The organism is Klebsiella sp. D5A (assembly GCF_001620885.1).
Classification (GTDB): Bacteria; Pseudomonadota; Gammaproteobacteria; order Enterobacterales; family Enterobacteriaceae; genus Klebsiella; species Klebsiella variicola.
In genome coordinates this window covers 100798-125077 of record NZ_LOAR01000008.1, presented here as the reverse complement: position 1 = coordinate 125077, position 24280 = coordinate 100798, and the positions used below count along the sequence as shown (strand labels likewise).

Annotated in this window: 20 protein-coding genes; 10 read left to right on the top strand and 10 right to left on the bottom strand. The window is 49.1% G+C overall.

Going from position 1 to position 24280, the window contains the following annotated elements:
* The first annotated feature begins 718 nt into the window (after positions 1 to 718).
* The 5 genes from AS136_RS13445 to AS136_RS13430 all read left to right on the top strand — a co-directional run bounded on the left by AS136_RS13445 (position 719) and on the right by AS136_RS13430 (position 5994).
* Positions 719 to 2437 carry an ABC transporter permease gene (locus AS136_RS13445; protein ID WP_023322809.1) on the top strand — a complete coding sequence of 573 codons (1719 nt, stop codon included), beginning with the start codon at positions 719 to 721 and terminating at the stop codon, positions 2435 to 2437.
* Positions 2344 to 3249: an ABC transporter ATP-binding protein gene (locus AS136_RS13440; RefSeq protein ID WP_228140421.1), complete on the top strand. Its 906-nt coding sequence runs from the start codon at positions 2344 to 2346 to the stop codon at positions 3247 to 3249. Before AS136_RS13445 ends, AS136_RS13440 begins: the two co-directional genes overlap by 94 nt.
* Positions 3250 to 3466: 217 nt before the next feature.
* Positions 3467 to 4348: a glyoxalase III HchA gene (gene hchA / locus AS136_RS13435; protein WP_023322807.1), complete on the top strand. Its 882-nt coding sequence runs from the start codon at positions 3467 to 3469 to the stop codon at positions 4346 to 4348.
* Between the two features lie 468 nt (positions 4349 to 4816).
* On the top strand, positions 4817 to 5044 hold the full coding sequence (locus tag AS136_RS29005; protein WP_306058802.1) for a LuxR C-terminal-related transcriptional regulator: 228 nt from the start codon (positions 4817 to 4819) through the stop codon (positions 5042 to 5044).
* Between the two features lie 596 nt (positions 5045 to 5640).
* Positions 5641 to 5994 carry a hypothetical protein gene (locus AS136_RS13430; protein ID WP_023322806.1) on the top strand — a complete coding sequence of 118 codons (354 nt, stop codon included), beginning with the start codon at positions 5641 to 5643 and terminating at the stop codon, positions 5992 to 5994.
* A gap of 48 nt (positions 5995 to 6042) precedes the next feature.
* On the opposite strand, the gene AS136_RS13425 is transcribed toward AS136_RS13430, so the two are convergent.
* The 7 genes from AS136_RS13425 to AS136_RS13395 form a co-directional block, all read right to left on the bottom strand.
* Positions 6043 to 6438, bottom strand: coding sequence for a VOC family protein (locus tag AS136_RS13425; RefSeq protein WP_023322805.1), 396 nt, complete (start codon positions 6436 to 6438; stop codon positions 6043 to 6045).
* A gap of 62 nt (positions 6439 to 6500) precedes the next feature.
* Complete coding sequence (gene ompC / locus AS136_RS13420) at positions 6501 to 7625, bottom strand: porin OmpC (protein ID WP_023322804.1); 1125 nt, start codon at positions 7623 to 7625, stop codon at positions 6501 to 6503.
* 362 nt (positions 7626 to 7987) lie between these two features.
* Entirely contained in the window at positions 7988 to 8743 is a 756-nt protein-coding gene (locus tag AS136_RS13415) for an ABC transporter ATP-binding protein (protein ID WP_032735846.1), read from the bottom strand.
* A complete protein-coding gene (locus tag AS136_RS13410; RefSeq protein ID WP_023322802.1) occupies positions 8727 to 9737 on the bottom strand; it encodes a FecCD family ABC transporter permease in 1011 nt (336 codons plus the stop codon). Before AS136_RS13410 ends, AS136_RS13415 begins: the two co-directional genes overlap by 17 nt.
* 41 nt (positions 9738 to 9778) lie before the next feature.
* Positions 9779 to 10855 carry an ABC transporter substrate-binding protein gene (locus tag AS136_RS13405; protein WP_023322801.1) on the bottom strand — a complete coding sequence of 359 codons (1077 nt, stop codon included), beginning with the start codon at positions 10853 to 10855 and terminating at the stop codon, positions 9779 to 9781.
* Positions 10856 to 10886: 31 nt separating this feature from the next.
* Positions 10887 to 11291, bottom strand: coding sequence for a hypothetical protein (locus tag AS136_RS13400; protein WP_032736176.1), 405 nt, complete (start codon positions 11289 to 11291; stop codon positions 10887 to 10889).
* 8 nt (positions 11292 to 11299) lie between these two features.
* The gene (locus AS136_RS13395) at positions 11300 to 12682 is read right to left on the bottom strand and encodes an MFS transporter (protein WP_023322800.1); all 1383 of its coding nucleotides are present in this window, start codon (positions 12680 to 12682) and stop codon (positions 11300 to 11302) included.
* Positions 12683 to 12998: 316 nt separating this feature from the next.
* Here AS136_RS13395 and amiA point away from each other — a divergent pair, with 316 nt between their 5' ends.
* The 4 genes from amiA to AS136_RS13375 all read left to right on the top strand — a co-directional run bounded on the left by amiA (position 12999) and on the right by AS136_RS13375 (position 18771).
* Complete coding sequence (gene amiA, locus AS136_RS13390; RefSeq protein WP_023322799.1) at positions 12999 to 13835, top strand: N-acetylmuramoyl-L-alanine amidase AmiA; 837 nt, start codon at positions 12999 to 13001, stop codon at positions 13833 to 13835.
* 104 nt (positions 13836 to 13939) lie between these two features.
* Entirely contained in the window at positions 13940 to 14980 is a 1041-nt protein-coding gene (locus AS136_RS13385) for a porin (protein ID WP_032735841.1), read from the top strand.
* Positions 14981 to 15336: 356 nt separating this feature from the next.
* Complete coding sequence (locus tag AS136_RS29000) at positions 15337 to 15633, top strand: hypothetical protein (RefSeq protein ID WP_346435444.1); 297 nt, start codon at positions 15337 to 15339, stop codon at positions 15631 to 15633.
* Positions 15634 to 15642: 9 nt separating this feature from the next.
* The gene (locus tag AS136_RS13375; protein WP_228140423.1) at positions 15643 to 18771 is read left to right on the top strand and encodes a molybdopterin-dependent oxidoreductase; all 3129 of its coding nucleotides are present in this window, start codon (positions 15643 to 15645) and stop codon (positions 18769 to 18771) included.
* 167 nt (positions 18772 to 18938) lie between these two features.
* Here the strand turns inward: AS136_RS13375 and AS136_RS13370 are convergent, their stop codons facing one another.
* Entirely contained in the window at positions 18939 to 19163 is a 225-nt protein-coding gene (locus AS136_RS13370; protein WP_023322795.1) for a hypothetical protein, read from the bottom strand.
* A 25-nt stretch (positions 19164 to 19188) separates the two neighbouring features.
* On the bottom strand, positions 19189 to 20388 hold the full coding sequence (locus tag AS136_RS13365) for an MFS transporter (protein WP_023322794.1): 1200 nt from the start codon (positions 20386 to 20388) through the stop codon (positions 19189 to 19191).
* Between the two features lie 296 nt (positions 20389 to 20684).
* Between AS136_RS13365 and AS136_RS13360 the strand changes: the two genes are divergently transcribed.
* Positions 20685 to 21842 (top strand): M20 aminoacylase family protein, encoded by a 1158-nt coding sequence (locus AS136_RS13360; protein ID WP_063266799.1) that lies wholly within the window; start codon positions 20685 to 20687, stop codon positions 21840 to 21842.
* A 42-nt stretch (positions 21843 to 21884) separates the two neighbouring features.
* Here AS136_RS13360 and fdhF read toward each other — a convergent pair whose 3' ends face one another.
* A complete protein-coding gene (gene fdhF / locus AS136_RS13355) occupies positions 21885 to 24035 on the bottom strand; it encodes a formate dehydrogenase subunit alpha (protein ID WP_023322793.1) in 2151 nt (716 codons plus the stop codon).
* Positions 24036 to 24280 lie beyond the last annotated feature (245 nt).

The window sequence follows — 24280 nt, the reverse complement described above, 5'->3', positions numbered from 1 at the left end:
TTGAGCAGTTACTCTACAATCAATAACAAGGCAAACTAGCGAAAAATTGCTGGCGCTGCTTGCCGGTCCCGATGGGAAGCAATCTTACCTGGAACATGAGATTGCGCTATAACATTAGCATTGATGTAGTGCGGTGTGCTTATCAATAATATCCAGATACCGCTTAATTAATCCAGTATCTTCATGAGGAGACATGATATGACACACAACATTTCTGATGAGCCTCCATCGAGAGGGCTAGCTACAGGCTGACTATCTGCATTGAAATTAGGTGGATGCAATGGAGGTAGTCATTACAGTTGCCTTAAAACTGTCGAGAATGACCTTTCATTTTATGCACTTAGATGAGGTGTAGCATGTTGCTCACAACCAAACGTTATATGTTTTTAATTGATGTTGATAGCACTATTCCTTTTTCAGCGTTGGCGAATGTCTGCCAACCACCGCGGAATTCATCACCTTTCTTCATTCATAAAACCTTCCCGGGCAGGAAAAGTCTCGTTAGTCGTTTCTTGCATAAATTAGCACAAAAAAGACAGCGTGCTGTTATAGATTATATAAATACGCTGCTGCCTTAATTCATAATACGCCACAGAGGATCGGATAAAACGGGGTACCTCTGTGGCTGTTTGGAGTTTTAAATTCCATCTTAAATTATTCATTTGCGTCCAGTGAATGGTATTTTCTGCGCGTGAATTGATGAGCGGAGACTCTTATTATGTATTCATTGACAGAACACAGAAGTAAGACAACTTCATGGCTTAATGATGTAGTCGTCTGTTTCATTTTTATGGCAAGTATTGCTTCATTTATCTACGGTTGGCAGGGGATGCATAGCGTATTCAATGGGCGTGATTTACCTGTGATTAGCCTGGATTATCATGTTCTTCCTTATTATACGCTGCGCACCACTATGCGCCTGGTTATCGGGCTTTTTTACTCAATGCTATTTTCAATTGTCTTCGCGGTTCTGGCAGCAAAATATGCACCGATGAGAAGAGTTATTTTGCCCTTTGTCAACTTTATGGAGTCTGTACCGTTAGTAGGATTCCTGACTTTCACTACCGCCTTTTTCCTGGGACTTTACCCACATAGTGTTATGGGGCTTGAGGGTTTAGCGATATTTGCCGTGTTTACCGCGCAAGCCTGGAATATGATGTTGACGCTGTACCAGACGCTAAGAGTGGTGCCTAACGAACTGGTAGAAGCGGCGGATGCATTCCGCTATAACCCATGGCAGAAATTCTGGCGGCTGGGGTTTATCTACTCATTTCCCGGGTTACTGTGGAATACGATGGTATCGCAGTCTGCGGCTTGGTTTGCATTGATTGCTTCCGAGATGCTGACAGTAGGTAATGGGAGTACAAATTTACCTGGCGTTGGTTCTTATATCGGTATTGCGCTTCAGGATGGTAGTGTTCCTGGTGTTATTCGCGGGGTATTGGCGCTTATCGTTAATATCGTCATCTTTGACCAATTACTCTTTCGCCCGTTAGTCCGCTACGCTCATCAGTTTAAATATGAGGATGTGAGTGACAGAAAAGTACCCAGTTCATGGTTCTATCACTGTCTGAGTCATTCAATGATTGGACATGGGCTGGAGCACGTTTGTAAACAGTTCTCCCGGTTCTGGTTGTTTGTATTACCAAAAATCTGGTATGGATTACGGCTTCATCGCGTGTTTGCTATTCTGGGCCAAATGAACTGGCTGTGGTCAAGCTTGTGGTATCTGGCAATCGTAGTTGGCTGCATTTACTACGGTCATCAGCTGTGGTTGTTTATTCCTAAGGAGTATCTGACTTCACTTCCGGGCTGGATGGGGTTAACTGCGGGGCGGGTCATTGCCGCCATGGTACTTAGCGTCATTATCTTTACGCCGCTTGGTGTCTGGATTGGTCTACGGCCCGGTCTGGTTCGTTTTTTCCAGCCAATTATTCAGGTTTTCGCTGCGGTTCCTGCCAACGTCTTTTATCCGTTGATTGCTTTTATGATTGTGGCGTGGCACCAGAATTTGGGGAGCTGGACCATCCCAATGATCATGCTCGGTACACAATGGTATGTTCTGTTTAACGTCATCGCTGGCACATCAATGATCCCCAGCCAGATGGTTGAGGCGAGTAAAATTTTTCATCTTCGCGGATGGCTGTGGTGGACTAAATTCACGCTTCCGGCCGTCTTCCCTTATATCGTCACAGGCGTTATTTCGGCAGCCGGGGGGGCATGGAATACTGCGATTGCTGCTGAGGTATTAAACTGGGGAAAAATTACCCTACAAACGTATGGTCTGGGCGCCTTTATCTCTATCGCCAGCGATGCCGGGCAAAATCCGCAGGAAGCATTAGGATGTCTGGCGATGTGCTTGATGGTGCTGCTGTGCATTATTTTCGTCTGGCAACCCCTGTATCGCTATGCAGAAAATCGTTTCAAATTCGATTAACAATTAAAAGTTCGCTATCAGGACATAATATGAAAAATTCAAACTTGGTATTGGAAGTTAAGAATGTCTCCAAATTTTATAAAAAAGACCGGAAGCAAAAAATCACGGTGTTGGAGCATATCAATCTTGAGGTCAAAGAGAATAAGATTGTTGCATTACTCGGGCGTTCCGGCTCAGGTAAATCGACGTTGTTGAGAATGGCTGCCGGTCTGGTCGAACCTGATTTGGGCACGATTGTGTGCTGCGATTTGCCTGTCAACGGTCCCGGCAAAAATACCAGCATGGTCTTTCAGTCATTTGCGTTATTCCCTTGGTTAAATGTTTTTGACAGTGTGGCATTTGGCCTTCAGGCGCAGGGGCTTTCGTCTGATGAAGTGGATAAAAGAACAATGGATATGCTGGATTTGATTGGCCTGACTGGCTATGAAAAAGCCTACCCGCGTGAGCTTTCAGGAGGGATGCGCCAGCGCGTCGGGTTTGCTCGTGCACTGGCAGTTGAGCCGGATCTTTTACTCATGGATGAACCATTCTCTGCGTTGGATATTTTCACTGGCAATAAGCTTCGCCAGGATCTGATTGAATTATGGGAAGAGCGGGTCATTAATACACGCTCGATGCTGCTGGTGACACACAGCGTTGAAGAAGCCGTGATGCTTTCGGACCGGGTATGTCTACTGGGGGGACTTCCCAGTACAATCACAGATACTTTTGACATTGATATCAAACGCAATCAGAGAACCAAGGAAAGTATTTCATCGCTGGTTGAGAAGATAAGCACCACGCTCAATGAGCGGATCGCCGCATGCGCATAATTTAGGGAGAGCGGATACGGCTCATGGATGAGCTAAGCACGACAAGCAGTATTGATATCTATTTCCATAGGTAACAATACTAAGTGTAATGTTAAACAATGAGTTAATGGTTGCCTTAAATAGCATTTCGCCGTATACCTGAGGGAAATCCCTTATTTACATGTAATCTGATCATTCTATAGTGACAAGGCTATATCATTAATCTCAGGAGAATATCATGACTGCAACTACCTCCAATGACAAACATCCGACAGCGGACCCGGCTGAATATGATGCTTTTTTCCCTTCACCGTACTCACTAAGCCAGTTTACATCAGCTCGATCAAATCTTAGCGACGCCAATTATCCTTCACCTTACACAGGGGGACGTTGGAAGATCCTGATGTTATGTACCGACGAGCGCTATTTGCAAATGGATAACGGGAGTTTCTTCTCCACGGGAAACCATCCGGTAGAAACGCTGTTGCCCATGTATCATCTCGATAAAGCAGGCTTTAGTTTCGATATTGCCACTCTATCCGGTAACCCGGTAAAGTTCGAGTATTGGGCCATGCCAACTGAGGATATTGAAGTTACGGGGCTGTTTTCTAAATACCATCAGCACTTTAAATCACCGCTGAAACTCGCAGATGTCCTCAGCACTGAACTGGGGGACAATTCGGATTATCTTGGCATATTTATTCCCGGTGGCCATGGCGCACTTATCGGACTTCCTGCTAGTATCGAAGTGAAAAATCTTCTCGAGTGGGCCATCGCCCACGATAAATTCATCATTTCGCTTTGTCATGGCCCAGCTGCATTTCTCTCAGTTGAACGTAGCGATCTGTTTGCTGGGTATAAGATTTGCGCTTTCCCGGATACACTGGATGCGCAGACACCTGAGATTGGGTATATGCCAGGCCACCTGACCTGGAAATTTGGCGAGCAGCTTAAAAGCATAGGTTTTGAGATAGTTAACACGGATATCAGCGGTGCTACATGTCAGGATAGGAAAATGCTGACCGGCGATAGCCCGCTGGCCGGTAACGCGTTAGGTCAACTTGCCGCGAAAGCTTTATTAAGCGAAGTCAGTAAAGAACTACGACATGCTGGAAAATAATGCAGTTCGTACGGCAATCACTATCGAAAATAGCAACAGCCTGCTGGAGATACAGGTTGCCGTATGCCAATTTGCGACATGATTAGGCTAGAGCCGCGATGTTTTTTATTCTGCTTCTGCATATCACGTGGCCATGATTGACAGAATTTTCTGGGTCGAAGGGGACTGGTTTAACAACGGTGGAACCGTCGATGAACAGACATATATGCGCCGTTGCCCGATGACCCAACATGTATTAGAAACTGATGAGCATTTTACTGGAGCAAGTTTTCAGAACAAACAGGCGAGTTGTATCGAGTTGTGCGTAAACCACAGGAAAGTGGCGTCCACGGTTTACAAACCCCGGTGATTGGCCTGCACGGGGCTGGAGGGGGCGGTAAGCTTTGGCGGTGAGAAGGTCGACAGCTCCTCAGAGGCGCAACCAGGGATCCCACTGGCTGCTGTTACGGTTTTCTATCGTTGCGCAGAATGATGGGACTTGTTCGTGGGCACAATGGCGGAACGCTTTCGAGACATGAACATGAGGTACTTGCATGGACTGCAACCGGTCGGAGACAGGCTGACATCGCAGCGATGCTGAGAATTTCCCGCCGTACGGTCGAAAACCATCTTCGATCAGCCCGGCAGCGATTAGGTCTTGCGGCGACTGCAGAAGCTATCAGAATGGCGATCACAAACGGAGACATCGAAGGGTAAAGGGCTTGGGTGAAGAAGAGGTAGTGAAAATAGCCGCGACGAAGCCAGGTTTTAATCAAAAGCGATAGTGAATAGCAGTGGCTGTCAGACTCAACATAATAATGACCTTTTAACAGGGTAAACTGTTCAGACCTCTCATCTGCAGAGGTGATAAAATGGTAATGATTATTGTTATCATCTCTTTGCGGTGTTACTATCGTAAAAACGAGAATGGAAAGAACGGATTTTACGTAATAAATTGCTTAATAGACAAGGATTTTCGGTGTTGATAGTTTTAAGAAATGGATTTTTGGTTATTCCGCTGTTTGTGTTGACAGCTTGCAATTCTGGTGATGTCCGGACCTGTTGCTCCGAAACCATGAGAAAGCGCAATGGTGTTTATCCATATAATAGTTTGGCATCCTCCTATGGTCTCAACAAAATCTGTCATATGAGTAAAGAGCAGAAAAAAGAATACTTAAGACAGCAATGTATACAACGACTTCAGGAAAGAGGACGCACAGGCAATAGTACTGATAGCGTCGCTCGCTTCGGTTGGTAAATAACAATATTAATCCTGTGTGATTATTCTATCGTCTTCTGGTAGGCAAGCGGATATGCATAATACTACAAAATATACACTCACTATTTTCATCCCCTTTATTTTGGTTGCTATTGCAGTTAACGCAATGGCCGAACTTCCTGCCGGTCGCTATGGTTATAGCGGCCCGGAGCCAGCGAGTACAGTATCTTCATCTGCTGCTGAATACAAAGAGAAGCAGCTTAAGTGGCATGATGAAAAGGCCAACTATCCTGAGTTCACGCAAAAGAAATCGATGTTCGGCGGGGGTTATCAGGAAGAAACCTATACGACGAAAAGTGGGAAAATAAGTATTAGCGGTACCACGAAGTTCAACCCCTACACCGGTGAGAAAGAAGAAGAGTCGGTCAGCCTTGGCTACGACTGGTAGAAGTTTGGATCAGGCATGGAGAATATCCATGCCTGGGAATGACTACTGTCAGGTTTTTTGCAGTAAGTCCCAACGAGTACCGTATAGATCTTCAAAGACCACTACGGTACCATATTCTTCTTCTCTCGGCTCTTCACTGAAATGTACGCCAGCAGCCTTCATTGAGTTGTAATCCCGCCAAAAATCATCGGTTTGTAGAAACAGAAAAACACGCCCACCACACTGATTGCCAATAAAGGCCTGCTGCGTTTCATTAGATGCTTTTGATAATAACAAATGACAATCGCTTTCTGGGTTTGGTGAAATGACAACCCAGCGCTTGCCCGGTTGAGGTGTATCCTCTATAAGCATGAACCCAAGTTTTTCTGTGTAATACTCGATAGCCTCATCGTAGTCATCAACCACAATAGAGACATATGCAAGACATTTTTTCTGCGTTCTCATTTTTTATCCTTTTTCGAACCCCTATAATAACCTATAAGAGGTTGAACTGGGTGATAAGAGTGTCAAAACTGGTATGCTAATCCGACGGCAACAATGTTATCTGTTGATATTCCGGCGCGTTGTGTAAAGTCGTTGTCCTTAAGAAGGTTTATTTTATAGTCAACATAAGTCGAGATATTTTTATTGATGTTATATGTCGTACCAACATCTATATACTTCAATAAATCCTGATCCCCGAAACCTTCAATATCTTTCCCTTTAGATTGTAAGTACGCGATGGAGGGTTGCAGGCCCGAGTCAAACTGATACTGAGCAACCATTTCCAGGTTCTGCGCTTTGTTAGCAAAACCGCTAATGGAATCCTGTCCGCCATTCCCCCTCAGCTGAGTGGCATTATAGGTTTGCGTGAACTGTGTAGCAAGATAGACTCTGTTCGCATTGTACTTCAGCCCGCCCGTATAAGTTTCAGCGTCATCGCCGCGTCCAACAGCTAGCTTGTTCTGAGCATCAGTACGTCTGGAATGAGAGTAGGCGACACCTGCGCTAAAACCATCTCCGATATCATAGGTGACGGAAGTACCGAATCCGTTACCGTTCTGACTGAGTGCGCCCCGACCATTATTGGTAGCATCTTCGCCGCTAGTGCTACCATTTTTTCCCTGATATTGCAGAGCAAAATTAAGACCATCGATCAGCCCAAAGAAATCACTATTCCGGTATGTAGCTAGTCCATTCGCACGGGATTGCATGAAATTATCGGAATCATAGGTTCCGTTACTACCGTCACTGCCGAACTCGGGAAGGACGTCAGTCCAGGAGGTTATATCGTAGACCACGCCAATATTCCGTCCATAGTCAAACGATCCGGCGTCACCAAAGTTCAGGCCGGCGAAAGCCAGACGAGTCCATGATTGATTGCTGGCACTCTCGGTGTTGTTTGCCTGAATGTTGTATTCCCACTGGCCGTAACCCGTGATTTGATTATTGATCTGCGTTTCGCCCTTAAAGCCACTACGAACGTATGATTGATCGCCATCAGCATTTTTATCTTTAGAGACGTAGTGTAAGCCGGCAATTTTACCGTAAATATCTAATTTATTTCCGTCTTTGTTATAGATTTCCGCTGCATTTACAGCACCCGGTATTAACATAACCGGCATCAGATAAAAAAGAATTTTATGTTTCATAATTTAACCTCAATGTTATTGTTTGTGGCATATTATCAAGAGATAATAAAGTGGTGGTTAAATAATTTATTAGATAACCTCGGCTAATGAATCGGGCCGGTCGTTAGAACGCCAGGTAGTGTAATAAATTTAAATTCCATGGCTCCTTGAAATAATTACGCAAGTTAATAATATTATTGGTTACTATTGTTTATTACAAAGGCGATCTTTTTGAAGCCAATTTAAAACTACCCTTGATTGAAATGGTTTCAGTTGCGTTTGAATTTGTGTGGATGTAAAAATATAAAACATAGTTAAACAACATTCCTGAAAATGATAACGAGGTAATAGAACGGTTATTCTTAATGTTCACTATCTGTCATTTATAATGCAATCACAAATGACTCCTCTTGCACACCTCTATGCTCAAAATAGCACCGTTTTACGGGGACATTGAAATATTCACCAAGACGCTCCTCCTGGAGAACCACCTCTTTATTACCAAAAAAATACTCCTTTCTCTTCATCAACAAACATTTGTCCGCAATACTGTTTGCATGATTTATAAAATGCGTGTTAAGAATGATAGTGACATTCTTCTCTCGCGATAGTTGTTGCAATAACTTAATAATACGTGCCTGGTTATTGAAATCCAGATTGGATTCAGGCTCATCAAGTACCACGATGTCTGGTTCAGAAACCAGTGCTCTGGCGATATAGCACATTTGCAGTTCACCGCCGCTAATCTGGTTAATGTTTTTAGACTCAAGATATGAAACACCAAGATCGGCCAACATCTGTGCAGATTGTTCAAGGTCCTTGCTTCCGGGAGAGGGTAATATACCACCGCATAACGGACGTCCAAATGAAACAAAATCAAGTACACTATAGGAAAATTGAATGTGCCTTGCCTGCGGTACATGGGCCAGACGGGCCTTTCTACCGTCTATTCCTCCGATATGGCATGTGCCGCTTAAGGGTTGGTACAGTCCCGTTATCGTTTTAAGCAACGTGGTTTTTCCCACACCGTTCGGGCCCAGAATGCACAGTATTTCCCCCTCCGGCAAAGAGAAACTGATGTTTTCAAATGTAGGGCTACGTCCTTTGAATGCAAACGTGAGATTATTTACTTCGATCATAGCGATTACTCATAATGAAGAGTACGGCAAATAGAGGAGCACCAATTAGCGCAGTCAGAATGCCAATTGGGATTTCTGCGTAGGTCACTGTTCTGGCCAGGTTGTCGATGACCAGTAAAAACAGAGCTCCACATAATGCAGATGCAGGGATAAGCTTTCCATGGTTATAGCCGACAAGCGTCCGGACCAGATGCGGGATCACCAGACCGACCCAGCCAACCACACCGGCAATCGTGACGGATGCGGCGACCAGAATTGAGGCGGTGATTAACAATGCGGCCTTTAGCGATTGCGGTTTCATTCCGGCAATTCTGGCATCGTCATCGCCGAGTGATAAAACATTCATTTTCCATCTGAGCCTGTAGATTATCAGGTAGCAAATCACAAACAGAGGTATTAATTCATATACCTGCCCTTTAACCAACGAAGCAAAACTCCCCATTAACCAGAATACGATGGCTGGTAATTGATCCTGTGGATCGGCCACGTATTTAATAATTGAAACAAAAGACATGAATACAGAAGCAACAATAATACCTGATAGAATAGTGGTTAGTTCGCTGTGATTTTTTTTGAGATGGCAAAGGCCCATAACGCAAAACAGGCTAACAACGCCAAACATGAACGAAGAAAACGCGCTTAACTGCAAGGGGAGGCCGAGCAAAATTCCTAAAGCAGCACCGAACGCCGCCGCCGAAGATGTGCCAAGTACATCCGGACTCGCCAGCGCATTGCGTAGTACAGCCTGATAGGTACATCCCGCTACCGATAGCCCGGCTCCAACCATCATGACAGCAATTATTCTTGGCAACCGGAGATTGGAAATAACAGCAAGTCCGGTACTCAGACCGTACTTGCCATCATAGTGTACTAATTCTCTTAGCATATCACTAAAAGATAACGTATAGCGTCCGATGAAAAGTGAAGAAATTGATATAATAATGAGTAATACCAACAACACTGTCATTACCAATAAGTATTTTTTGTTCTGCATGCATCGTCATCCCGAAATATTTGTTTTATTGAACACAACATTTAATGTTGGCTGAGCTCATCATCAAGTAATGCATCAGGGATCGCATAGTTAAACATCTTTTTATAATGCAAACGTGTAAATTCCTTCATTTTCTCGTCACTAATGTAATTGGGGTTGAATTTATTAATCATATATAAAGGTAATAAAGCAGTTTCGGCTGTCAACCCGCCCCAGTTGTGTATCCCCACCGGTGTGGAAAAGATCATTTTATTCTTGAACGCCTTCACATTACGCCAGTCCTGACCGGGATTTTTATTGTCAAGAATGTCTTTAGCGCTACCAAATACAACGAAGATAATATCAGGATTCCATTCAATGATTTGCTCCATCGAAACAGCGATATATCTCCCGGCATCACCTTTCACAACCAGGTTACTGGCAACATTGTCCATTCCTGCCATTTTGAGATAAGTATCACCATAGGTTTTTGGCCCACTTACCTTAAGTTGCTTGCCATCACTTTGTTCAAGATAAAGTGCACGAATATGCTGTCCTTTAATCTTATTTACATAAGGCTGCGCTATAGCGAGCGTTGCCTTCCAGGCATCGGCAAATTTGTGGCTTGGCGGAAGCCCCAAAGTCTGATTATACATATTCTCCCAGTAGACCTGTGTTTCAACAGGTTCGAATTTTGTATCACCACCTTCATCAAGATTAACTGTAGGGACACCAGCTCGCTCAAGATTATCATCCTGACTTTTACCATAATAATAAATGATATCTGGCTTCAGATTCAGTAAAGATTCCATATTAACCACATAGTCTTTATTAATAAAGTTTGTTGTGATACGAGCGATATCCGGCTTCATATCTTTAAGGATTTTCATATTAGAGTGCAAAAATGCCCATGGACCTACGCCCACAACATGCTTATAAGCCAGGTTATTTGCCATGATGACGCCAAAAGGACAGTTACCGGTAATGACAATACGGTTAAATTTCAACGCAGGTGCCTTCGCGACGTTCTCTGCACGTGTTCCTGTTTGATCCTGCAATGTACTCTTAGCATAACCCGCTACAGGGAAAATAAGCATGATGGATAAAAATGATACAAATAGAACTCTATTGTTTCCCATATTTAATGCCTCGGTAGATTAAAATTTCCGTTTATGAGGTTAGAGCGGCCGCAGTACCTATACCAATGATGGTGACACCGGCTAAAAATAAAACTACCGTTGTCGCTGCCACTCCACCCCCGACTAATGCAGCAGTTTTACCTGTTGAAATTTCCTTCCGTTCCAGAAATGCTAATTCTGAAAAAGGGAGAACTTTTCCGTTTACGCCCGTTATGCGGGTTGGTTCAATTTTCGCTACGGTCAGTTCGCCATGCTCTCCGTTCAGTAAACCATATTTAAGCTGATCGCCGACATATATCGCAGGGTGAACTTCATAGTAATTTGTTTCCGGCGCAATGCTTTTCTTTTGTAGACTGACTGGATTATAGGTTGAACAGCCAGAGAGTACCGAAAAAATCATGAGTAGCAACACTGTCATAATTGATTTGATTTTCAAAGGGAACCTCATACAATTTTTTTATTGAAATTTTGAGTTTGATTTTCAGATTTATAACGAAAGTAACTGACAGTCAGAGACAGTAACGAGAATAATGCCCCAGCGAACAAACTAATCGAAGTACCGTGGCTCGCATAAATATTGATGAATATGGCTACCAATGCCGAACCAATGATTTGCCCTACCAGACGCGAACTGCCTAACAGCCCACTGGCAATACTGCTATTCTCATGGGAAACTGAAGTCATAATGAGATAATTATTAGGAGCCTGAAACAGACCAAAACCAAAACCGCAAATTGCTACTCGCCAAAGGATCTGTAAATTTGTAGGTGCCGCAGGCAGCCATGTCATTAGTAGTGTTCCTGCCAGCAATAATGATAACCCTGAGAGCGCCACCAGGTTGGGATCATGTTTTTTTATAAGATCACCCGATATCAGTGACGTCAACATCGTTGCCAGTGGCCATGCTGTTAAGAGCATACCTATTTCAATCACGCTGCGGTGTAACACATTGTGGAAATAGAAAGGCAAAGAGACAAATGCCAGCAGTTGCGTGCTGTATGACAGCATTGACATCAACAATGACAAGGAAAAGGTTTTACTGCGGAACATAGCCACCGGAATCAAAGCCGAATCCTGTTTTTTTCGCTGATCCCTATACAGAATGAATGCCAGAATGATAAGTATTATCGCACTCAAGACAACTTCAATCAGATTATTTTTGGTTAAGCCTAACATCATCGTCGAGAACGAAATAAACGTCAGGAAGACCAGAACACCTCCTGCTTTATCAAACCGAGCTTCCATTCGTTGCCTGGATTTCAGTGATACTATGCAAAGTACAAGGGCAATACAGGCAATGGGTACGTTAATTGTAAATAACCAATTCCAGTTCGCGATGGACAGGATTGCAGAGGCTATTGAAGGCCCGGCAGCTGCGGAAACGGATACGACCATGACATTTATCCCCAATCCGCGGCCTAATAGCCTGGCCGGATAGATATCTTTTATCAGTGCCGCGTTTACGCTCAAAATTGCAGCTGCGCCAAAACCCTGAACGACACGAAAAACAGTCAACATATTCAGCGTCTCAGAGAGAGCACAGCCCAGCGATGAGAAAGCAAAAAGGATGGTCCCCATAATGAAAATGCGCTTGTTACCCACTTTTCTCCCCAGAGCTGCAAATACCAGCAGAGAGGCGATCACAGCAAACTGATAAGCATTAATGATCAAGATGGACGACGATTCGGAAACGGCAAAATCTTTAGCAATAACCGGTAATGCAACATTAGCTATCGTACTATCCAACATTGCTATAACAGTACTGAGTGAAACTGCTAACACGGCACCAATATTTAGTTTTTCTTCTTTAATGAGTTCGGTAGACATAATTCCTCCCCAGGAAGCGTCATTGAATAATGGGGTCATCATGACCTGCTGAGCGGGTTTATAATGATTTATTATGTTATAACATAACTTTATTAAATGAGAATGATTATCTTTTGAAAGGGTGTGTATCAGGATGTTTCCGCAAGCAGCATATTGTTTTCTGAGGTTTTATTGCAGCTTTTGTCTGCCTGTCGCTCACTGGAGTACAGGAAACACAAAGTAACCTACTGCAACAGTATATAACATACAAAACCTCGATTTAGAGCTTAGTGTTACGTTATAACATAACTTAAATTTACAGTATGAGGTTATTACATTGGATTACGAAATTACCCGGCGGAAACTACTTCTTGCGAGCTTAGCCACCCTCGCAGCAAATACGCTCATTAGCCCGTTTACTTATGCACAATCTCGCTCATCAATTATTAGTCCTCATTCGGGAGCCCTAACACATGGCCGTGGCAAATATACGGTAATGATCGATCCTGGGCACGGCGGTATTGATTCTGGTGCCGTGGGTCATCAGGGGGCACTGGAAAAACATGTTGTGCTGGAAATAGCCAATAATGTCAAAAATCTGTTAAAAGGATACGGTATTGAGGGGGTGCTGACCCGATCAGACGATACGTTCATTCCGCTTTATGAGCGTGTACAGATTGCTCATGCGCATAACGCCTCGCTGTTTATGTCCATCCATGCCGATGGGTTCAATAGCCCAGCGGCTCACGGCGCCTCTGTATTTGCTCTTTCAACTCGGGGCGCTAGTAGTGCAATGGCCAAATACTTGTCTAAAAGTGAGAACGCTGCAGATGATGTTGCCGGTAAGAGCGTCATCCATAAAGATAGATATCTGGACAAGATAATTTTCGATCTTGAACAGACAGAGACAATTAAAGAGAGCCTGCTGCTGGGCTCACATATTGTTCGTCACATCTCACCAGTTCACCATATGCATTCAAACCAGACAGAACAAGCTGCTTTTGTTGTTCTTAAATCTCCTTACATTCCTTCTGTCCTGGTAGAGACATCATTTATTACTAACCCGGAAGAGGAGAGATTATTGGGCACTACTGCATTTCGCCACAAAATTGCTTCCGCCATTACTAACGGCGTTGTTAGCTACTTTAGTCATAAAGAAACAGTTTCAGCATAACAATATCCTCAAATTTTACTGGAAGGAAGCACTGAGCATATGTCCCGGTAAATTTTTCTCCCTACAACTATTCAGATGCCGAGGCATCTTTTGGGGCATTTATCATGACATTGCAATTTTCACGCTACTGTCTTGTCGCGTTGTCACTACTTTTCTCACCAGGTGTACTGGCGGTTAACCTTATGAACCAGGATGGAAAAAAACTCGATTTTTACGGCACAATTATCGCCAGACGTTTTACCAGCAATACTGTAAAAGACGATGGTGATCGGAGCTATCTCTACTTTGGGTTAACCGGAAAAAAAGATCTCGCCAGACGCTGGCAAGCTTACGCCCAATGGGAATATACGGTGAGTGCATCAGATGCCAGCAGAAACGCCACTCGACTGGCATTTATAGGTATTGATAATCCCGACTGGGGAAGTCTGGATATTGGCCGCAATTGGGGCGTATTGTACGATGTGACTTCGTTGACTGATCGCTCACCTTTCTTTCGGGAGATGTCCTATAACTACATCGACAACTTTATGCGTGGCCGTGCTCTTAATCTGATGACATGGCGTAAAGAAATAACACTTTTCCAGCATCCATTAAAGATGGCGTTGCAGTATCAGTTTAAGGGTAATAATGACTATCGAACTATAAAGCAGCAAAATGGCAATGGTTATGGCGCTTCTCTGATCTGGTACTTCACACCAGAATTAAGTGCGCTATTTTCAGCTTCCTCTTCCGCAACGACCTTTTACCAGCAACAGAATGCAGGTTATCAGAAGAACATCCGCACCTTCGCGGAAGGGCTAAACTACAACAGCAGAAAACTGTATCTGGCAACAGTGATGACTCAAAGTAACAACGCCATCAATCCTCAGGTTCGGGATAACAATACATCATCCATAAGTTATGAAGCACTGGCAAAATATATGTTGACCAACAAATTCCAGCCGGATATCAGTTATACCCGACTGACTCAAACAGTTGCTGGCAGACGAACTCAAATTCTCGATTATGAAGAGCTAGGGTTCAGCTACTATTTTAATAAGAATATGCAGGTTTTCGTCGACTATAAATTTAACAATGCGCGAGACAGGGCGGCGGGGGTGGATTGCGCGGACAAGCTGGATACCGGGATTAGCTATCATTGGTAGAGATGACTTCTATTCTGGACCTTATTAAGAGTGAATGTCTTATTTATCGGTAAATCTCCTCCGACAGAGTTGGAGAATACAAGGACTATGTGCCCGGGAAAGATAGCGATGGTAAGGAGAAGAGAATAACTGCGTAGTAAGCAATAAAAATGGATTGATAACAAGAGAAAGAACTACAGAAAATACATGAAGCTGGACGGCGCTTTCTCTCCGGTCGTGGGGGCATTAATTCATCTGTTCAGTGTAACTTCTGATAACGACTTTTTTTTGCTCATTATGGGCACGTTATTTATTCATTTATTAATTAACTTTAACTTCCGGAGAAACAGCTCTACCTTGCCAGAGAACGATTTCAAATGTCTGTACCTGGCTACCCGGCTGTTGACTCAAATACAAAGGTAATTGGCATGTCTGAACATTTTGTCCCAGGGTATTGTGCGCTCTGTCGTTCGCGTTGTGGAACCTTAAATGAAATCATTGACGGACGGCTGGTATCTGTTTGCCCTGATGAAGATCACCCTACTGGAGGCGCGGTTTGTCTGAAAGGTAAAGCGGCCCCGGAACTGATTTATAGCGAAGCCCGGGTTCTATGGCCATTGCGCCGGACGCGGGAGAAAGGGGCTGCGGATCCCGGCTGGAAACGTATTTCCTAGGATAAGGCTCTGACAGAGATTGCTGAAAAGCTAACGCAGTTTAAAACGGAAAGTGGTGCAGAATCGGTAGCGTTTGGGGTAACCACGCCTAGTGGGACCCCAATTATCGACAGTGTGGAGTGGATTGAACGTTTTGTGCGCCACTACGGCAGCCCTAATACCTGCTACAGCACTGAAGTATGTAACTGGCATAAAGATACCGCTCACACTTTCACTTTTGGCTGCATAACGCCGGCTGCCGATTACAGTAATGCGGAACTGATTATGTTGTGGGGTAACAATCCGGCCGCCACATGGCTGGCACAGGCCAGCGCCATTGGTGAAGGGCGTAAGAAAGGTGCCAGAATGCTGGTTATTGACCCTCGGCACACAGAATTTGCTCGCGACGCTGATGTCTGGCTTAACATCAACCCAGGTACTGACGCAGTGCTTGCCATGGGGTTTATACGTCAGTTGCTGGAAGAGGGGTATAACGAGGCGTTTGTCAGGACCTGGACCGATGCACCTCTGCTGGTTAATGAAGACTCGGGACGGCTGCTACGTGAGCGGGACATTACTTCAGATGCTGTAACCAACCATTATTTACTTTGGGACAGCGTGGATAACATAGCGCGTTGTTGTACAGATGCAGTGGCGGGTGATGAGGTTTTTTATCAGCGAGCCTCGTTGGTAGGGCGCTATTCGCTGCCTCTTGCTAACGGTGAAACGGCGGTATGTACCCCGGCACTGGAGGTTTTGCGTCAGGCGGTTGCCGGATACACCCTTGAACATGTGGCGACAGTGACCGGTGTCTCTATAAAAAAACAACAGGCTGCCATGGCGTTAATTCGGCGTTCATCACGCATTGCGTACCACGCCTGGGTAGGGATTGCTCAGAGCCAGAACGCCACGCAAACAGAGCGAGCTATTGCCATCCTGTACGCACTGACCGGGGCGTTCGATACCCGCGGCAGCAACCGAATTTATGCGAAACCTCCGTTCAATGCCGTTAATCCGTTATCGTTATTGCCTGAATCACAGCGACAAAAAGCGCTTGGACTCAGCGAACGTCCACTGGGTCCGCCGGCAAGTGGTTATGTCACGACAGCCGATTTACATCTTGCCATCCTGGAACATAAACCTTACAAAGTAAGGGGGCTGGTCTGCTTTGGTTCAAACATGCTGTCTGCCCATGGTAATGTGGATACCGCTATCGCCGCACTGAAGCAGCTTGAGTTTCATGTTCACTGTGACCATTTTATTACCCCTACATCAAGCTTCGCCGATATCCTGTTGCCCGCCAGCACTCTCTGGGAGCACGAAGCGCTGAAAATCGGTTTTGAAATCTCAGAACGTGCCGATGCTCATATTCAGCTACGTCCGCAACTGGTAACGCCTCGAGGGGGTTCCCTGGCCGATTACGAGATAGTGTTTCGTCTGGCGTGTAAAATGGGAATGGGGGACGATTTCTTTTGCGGCGATACGGATGCGGGATTTAATCATATCCTTAAGCCCTCCGGCCTCACATTGGAAATGCTCCGTGCACATCCCGGCGGGATCACCACGCATATCGTCAATCATGAGAAAAAATATGCCCTGCGTGATGGTCCGGACAATAAACCACGCGGCTTTGCCACCGAGACCGGTAAGGTAGAAATTTACAGCGAGCGCTTGCTGCGGCACGGGTATTCGCCGGTACCGCAGTATATTGAGGAATCACCAAATCAGGATGCCTTCCCGCTGCGCCTGACTACCATGAAGAACGCTCTATTTTGTCACAGCCAGCATCGTAGCCTGGTCAGCCTGCGTCGAAAATCACCGGATCCAACGGCCATTGTCAGCAGGGCAGTAGCTGACAATGCAGATATCGATAATAGAGACTGGATTGAAATCATTACCCCTGCTGGTCGGGGTCGTTTCAGAGCCAAAATTGACAACGCCATTCATGACGACGTGGTGATCGCTGAATATGGTTGGTGGCAAGGGTGTCCTGATTTGAATAAACCTGAGCTTCCGATAAAAGGTGAAGAAAGCAGCAATTATAATCTGCTGATTAACTATATGGCTGTGGACAGGATAAGTGGCTCCGTTCCCCTCAGAGCAATGCGTTGCTCGGTACGTAAGGTGGCTGATGCACTGGCCTGGAAAGGGGAGCGCCGGTTTATAGTCAGCGATATCGTTCAGGAAACGCCGGATGTACGCAGCGTCAGTTTTATCCCGGTGGACGGGGCGCAATTGCCGGACTGGCAGGCTGGTCAGGCAGTTATCCTGCGGGTCTTTCCGAAGGGCAAACCCGAGAGCATGTGCCGTGCATACACCCTAAGTAACGCGCCTGGGCGCAAAGCATGTTTTACCGTCTCAGTGAAGCACCAGCAACAGGGAGAGATGTCGTCTTTTATTCATCAAAATCTGCAGGTTGGTGATGAAGTCGCTTTGACAGCCCCTGATGGCAGTTTTGTGATCCCAACCAACAGCGTTGCTCCGGTAGTAATGATCGCCGGAGGGATAGGTATCACACCGTTCATCAGTTATCTAAGCTCGCTGGACATGACTCACGAAGGACCAGAGCTGTGGTTATACTATGGTAACCGCAACAGCCAGAGCCACGCTTTCCGGAAACAACTTGAGATATTGTCACAACGACTTCCGAGGCTTAACATCGTTAATGTCTACGATAATCCGAGACCTGGTGACGAACAGGGGAAGAGTTATCAGCATACTGGAATGATCACCGCTGCGCTTATTGATGAAAAATTGGTTAGCAATCGTGCGCGTTTTTATCTCTGCGGCCCGGGTCCGATGGTCTCTGCGCTTGAGGGGGGGCTACGGGAGCGGGGCGTATTTGCCTTTGATATCTTTAAAGAAATGTTTGCCCCTCCTGTGCCACGTATTACCTCGCTTAAAGACAGCTACAAGGTAGTTTTTGCACGTTCAGGAGTGACGGTGCTGTGGACGCCGGCAGCAGGGACATTGCTGGAGCTGGGGGAAAAACACCAGATCCCTATGGCCGGTGGGTGCCGGGCCGGACAGTGCGAATGCTGCGCTGTGAGAGTGATAGAAGGCGCTATTGGTTCATTCACCGAACAAACAGTTTCCGACGACGGCCTGTGCCTTGCCTGCCAGTCTGTACCGGCGAGTGATATTGTTATCGATGCATGAGGTATTTTAGTGTGCAGTGGCTCTGCACACCGCCCCAACAGCAGTAAACGATTGATATACCATGCTAGAGTTGCGACGGTAAGGCAGGAAATGACCGACCTGACATAATTTGCAAGGTACCGTTGACTACTCCATACGTGGACGACGTTGAGAAGGCCAGAAAAATCTTACCTCTTGTCTAAGAGGTAAGTGAGGGTATCAAAAACGGCTGTACTCAAAGGCTCGTTGGGGATCTTTTTACCGACAAGCTTGTTACCGTATTCACGGCGAATTCCGCTCTCTTTCGCAGACTCTGGCAACCCCGTCGGCATACTGCGGTCGGTGACCAGAGCACCTTCTCCCTGGCGCAGGGTGAGGGCATGCAGCTCTACAACATGTTCGATTGACACCATCGTTCCATCGCACCCACCCTCAAAACTACCGTGCGGACTCCGTCGCCTCGTCCATCTCCTCTTCCTGCTCACTGGCAAGCAGGGTTTTCTCGTTTTTGCATAGACATTGAATCAACAGGAACAGCACGCCGCTGGCCACCAGAGTGACGATCAGGCCATCGTAGCCGGTGATGCCGATCAGCATGCCGCTGACTACCGGCCCGGCGACGCTGCCGGCGGACCAGAAAAAGCCGAACAGGGCGTTAATCATAATCAGCTTCTGCCCATTGAAGGTTTTCCCCGCCCGCACCAGCGACAGGGTATAAAGCGCGCCCGCGGCGGCGCCCAGCAGCAGGCAAATGGCCATCAGCTGAATGCGCGAGCCGAGCATCAGCGGCAGGGCCAGCAGCGACAGGCTGAAGACTACCGCGCAGGATAGATGCACGCGGCGAATGCCGACCCGGTCAGCCAGCCAGCCGAGCGGGGTCTGGAACATCGCATCCCCGGTGAGCACCACGGTGACCAGCAGCACCGCCACCCCTTCATTCAGCCCTTTGTCCATGCCGTACAGCGGCAGCAGGGCAAGGATGCTGGCGTCAAAGAAGGCGAAGCAGAAGACCCCGGAGGCAAGTACCGGCAGGAAAGCGCCGAGGCTGCGCCAGCTGGCGCGCTCCCCAAGGCTTTCGCGGGTGCCAGTGGGCAGATGGCGCAGCATCAGCAGGCAGACGGCGGTGACCGCGACGATCGCCATCAGCGCCGAGGTCTGCCAGGCGGGGCCGACGGAGATCAGTAACGGCCCGGCCAGCTGGCAGCCGGTAAAGGCCGAGGCGTAGATGCCGGTGAGGGTGGCGCGCTGGCTGCCCGCCGCGCCGCCGGTGATCCAGCTTTCGCCCAGCACGATAATGACCCCGGAGGCCAGGCCGGTCAGCAGGCGCGGCAGCAAAAGCAGCGTCATATCGGTGGTCATGCATGAGGCGATGGTCGCCAGCGCCAGCAGGATCAGACTGCCGCTCAGCAGCACGCCCATTTCAACGCGCCGGCACAGCGCAGGAGAGAGGAAAGAGGAGATCATCATGCCGGCGGGCGGCAGGGCGGCCAGCAGGCCGACGTACAGCGGCGCGATCTGCTGCTGCGCCAGCTCAAGACTGATTAACGGCACCGTATAGCCGGTGATAAATCCCACGAGCGACGCGGCCATGATCATCGCCAGCGTGGGGGCAAGACGATTCTGGTCTGGGTTAAACATTTTATTTCCGATGAAGGAGAGGTCAGTAGTGGATCCTTCGGCAAATTGCCGTCCTGAGTTGCATAATAATTAATCGCCTGGCCGTTGTCACCGTTGAAATCACTACCAAAAAAGGACCGCCGGGCGGCGACAGGGCTGTACGCCGCGCCGCCGCCGCATTTCGTGACGTTGTCAGCGTGTTAACGACAGGATATAACGGAGGGAGCGGCAGCGACCCGACGCCAGTGAGCGACGGGGAAAAAACGCGACGCATGACCGATTATTCAGCATTACGCTATGCAGGAAAGGAGTAATACATGGCCGTATCGCCGTCACTGATCGCCGAAGCCGTTGGCTGGCGACGTGAATTTCACGCCGCGCCTGAGCTCGGATATCAGGAGCAGGAGACCTCGCGCCGCGTTGCGGAGCTGCTGGCCTCGTTTGGGCTGCAGGTACACCGCGAGCTGGCCGGCACCGGCGTCGTGGCGACGCTGGAAAACGGTCCCGGGCCGGTCATCGGCCTGCGCGCCGATATGGACGCCCTGCCGATCACCGAGCTGGGGAGCGTCAGCTATCGCTCGCGCCGTCCCGGGGTGATGCACGCCTGCGGCCACGATGGTCACACCGCGATGCTGCTGGCGGCGGCCGCCCATCTGGCGCAGACCCGCCAGTTCAGCGGCACCGTCCACTTTGTCTTCCAGCCGGCGGAAGAGAACCTCGGCGGCGCGCGCAAAATGGTGGAAGAGGGGTTGTTCGAGCGCTTCCCGATGGACGCCATCTACGCGCTGCATAACTGGCCGGGGATCCCCCTTGGCGAAGTGGCGCTCAGCGATGGCGCGATGATGGCCTCGCTGGACGCCTTCGAGATCACCCTGCGCGGAAAGAGCTGTCATGCGGCGATGCCGGAGAGCGGGGCCGATCCGATCGTCGCGGCGGCGCAGCTGATTATGGCGCTGCAGACCATTCCTTCCCGCCGCCTGTCGCCGCAGGATTCCGCGGTGGTCAGTATCACCCAGATAAACGGCGGCGAGGCGATCAACGTCCTGCCGGACACCGTGGTGCTGCGCGGTACCTTCCGCTGCCTGAGCAATCGCGTTCGCGCCCGCGTGCGTGAGCTTATCGAAAGCTATGTGGCGACCCAGCCGCAGGTGTCCGATGTGCAGGGTGAGATTAGCTGGTTCCCGGGCTATCCGGTGACCAAAAACCATGCGCAGCAGGCGCAGCAGGTGCGCGAGGTGGCCGTCGCCACCCTCGGCGCGGAAGCCGTGCGCTGGAACCAGGCGCCGTCGATGGCCTCCGAAGATTTTGCCTGCATGCTGGAGGTCTGTCCGGGAGCCTATTTCTGGATAGGCACCGACGGCGAAACCCCGTCGAAGCCGCTACATAACGCCAGCTATGACTTTAACGATGCGCTGATTAGTCCCGGGGTGGCCATGTGGGTGGCGCTGGTGGAGAAACAGCTGCCGGCGGCGTAACCCACCGGCAGCGGCAGAGGGAGCGCGGCGCGCTCCCTGAGGTCAGACGTCGGCGGCGGCTTTCAGTCGCGCCTTCATATCGCTGTAGGCCGTCCAGGCGTAGCGCTCCGCCCATTGCTGGTCGGCTATCGCTTCCACTTTCACCGCACAGTATTTGGTTTCCGGTGTTTTGGAGATCGGATCGAGGTTATCCTGGGTCAGCTCATTGCAGGCGCCCACCCACCACTGATAGGTCATATAGACCGCCCCCGGATTGATGCGATCGCTGAGGTCGGCGCGGGTGATCACCTTCCCGCGCCGGGAGCTGACCCACACCAGCTGTTTGTCAGCGATCCCCAGTCGTTGCGCATCCACCGGATTCATCTGCACCCGTCCCGGCTCGTCGGCCAGCGACTGCAGCGCGGCACAGTTGCCGGTCATTGAGCGGCAGGAGTAATGCCCCACCTCCCGCACGGTGCAGAGCACCAGCGGCCACTCGTCATCCGGGCGCTCCGCCGGCGCGCGCCAGGCGGTGGCGAACAGCTGTCCTTTGCCCGATGGGGTATCGAAGCGGTTGTCTTTATACAGCCACGGCGTGCCGGGGTGGTCGAGGGTCGGGCATGGCCACTGGACATGGCCCATATCGCCCATTTTCTCCCAGGTCACGCCGTAGAACAGCGGGCAGAGTTCGCGCATCTCGTCCCAGATCTGCTGGTTGTTCTCATAGTGCATCGGATAACCCATTTCGCTGGCCAGCAGGCTAATGATCTCCCAGTCGCGCTTCACATTCCCCGCCGGAGGGATCGCCTGTTCAAACCGCTGGAACCCACGGTCGGCGCAGGTGAATACGCCGCCGTGCTCGCCCCAGGAGGTGGCCGGCAGCAGGACATCGGCAATTTCCGCCGTTTTGGTCATGAAGATGTCCTGCACCACCACAAAGTCCAGCGCCTCGATGCCTTTGCGCACCAGGCCGAGGTCGGCTTCAGTCTGCAGCGGATCTTCACCCATGATGTAGTAGGCTTTGATCTCGCCAGTCAGCGCTTTATGCGGCACCTCGGTGATGCGGGTGCCGACCTGGTCATCCATCAGCGCCGGGTCGACACCCCAGGCGGCGGCGAATTTCTCCCGCACGGCGGGGTCGGTGACCTCCTGATAACCCGGGAACAGGTTCGGCAGCACGCCCATATCGCAGGCGCCCTGCACGTTGTTTTGCCCGCGGACCGGCCCCACGCCGACGTTCGCCCGCCCCAGGTTGCCGGTGAGCAGCGCCAGGCTTGCCAGACCGCGCACCACGTCCACCGCCTGGCCAAACTGGGTGACGCCCATGCCCCACATAATAGTGGCGGAAGGGGCGGCGGCGAAGATGCGCATCGCCTCACGGATCGCCTGCGCGCTGACCCCGACAATCGCTTCCACCGCTTCCGGGGCATAATCCTTCACCGCTTCGCGGTAAGCATCCAGCCCTTCGGTATAGCGTTCGACATAGGCTTTGTTGTACAGCTCCTCCTCCAGCAGTACATAGCCGAAGGCATTCACCAGCGCCATGTTGCTGCCGTTGTTGAGCTGCAGATGACGGTCGGCAATGCGCGCGGTTTCAATGCGCCGCGGATCGCAGACGATGATTTTGGCGCCGTTTTCCCGGGCTTTGATCACCCGGCGGGCGACGATTGGATGGGAGTCGGCGCAGTTGTAGCCAAAGACCAGCAGGCATTTCGAGTTTTCGATGTCGCTGATCGAGTTGCTCATCGCCCCGTTGCCCAGCGCCTGCTGCAGCCCGGCGACAGAGGGGCCGTGGCAGACGCGGGCGCAGCAGTCGACGTTATTGGTGTTGAGCACCGCGCGGGCGAACTTTTGCATCACATAGTTGGTTTCGTTGCCGGTGCCGCGCGAGGAGCCGGTGGTCATGATGGCGCGCGGGCCATGCTTCTCTTTGATCTCCCTGAGCTTGCTGGCGGTATAGCGAATCGCCTCCTGCCAGCTGACCGGCGTGAAGGCGCCGCCTTTCTGGTAGCGGATCATCGGTTGTTTGAGACGGGGCGTCAGGAGCTGCGTATCGTTAAGAAAATCCCAGCCGTAGTAGCCTTTCAGACACAGCTGGTTCTGGTTGGTGACGCCGTCGGCGGCTTCCGCGCGAATGATTTTATTGTTGTCGACAACCAGTTTAAGTTTGCAACCCGCCCCGCAGTAGGGGCACACGCTCGTGATTTTTTTCATCAGTAACAGACCTGTTAACAGTGAACAGAGGATCGCTGTCGCGCCGGGCCCGACGGGCAACGATCGCGGTAACGCCTGGTCGTGATGCAGACGCAGGCCTGCTGCGCTATGCAGGTCTTGTGCCAGAATTTAATTTATTGATTTACATGTGAAAATTAAAATGGTGTGATGACGGGAACGTGACCTCGTCACTAATGACGATGACGCAGAGCGCCGACGTCAGACGCTCTGCGGGGGTAAACGTG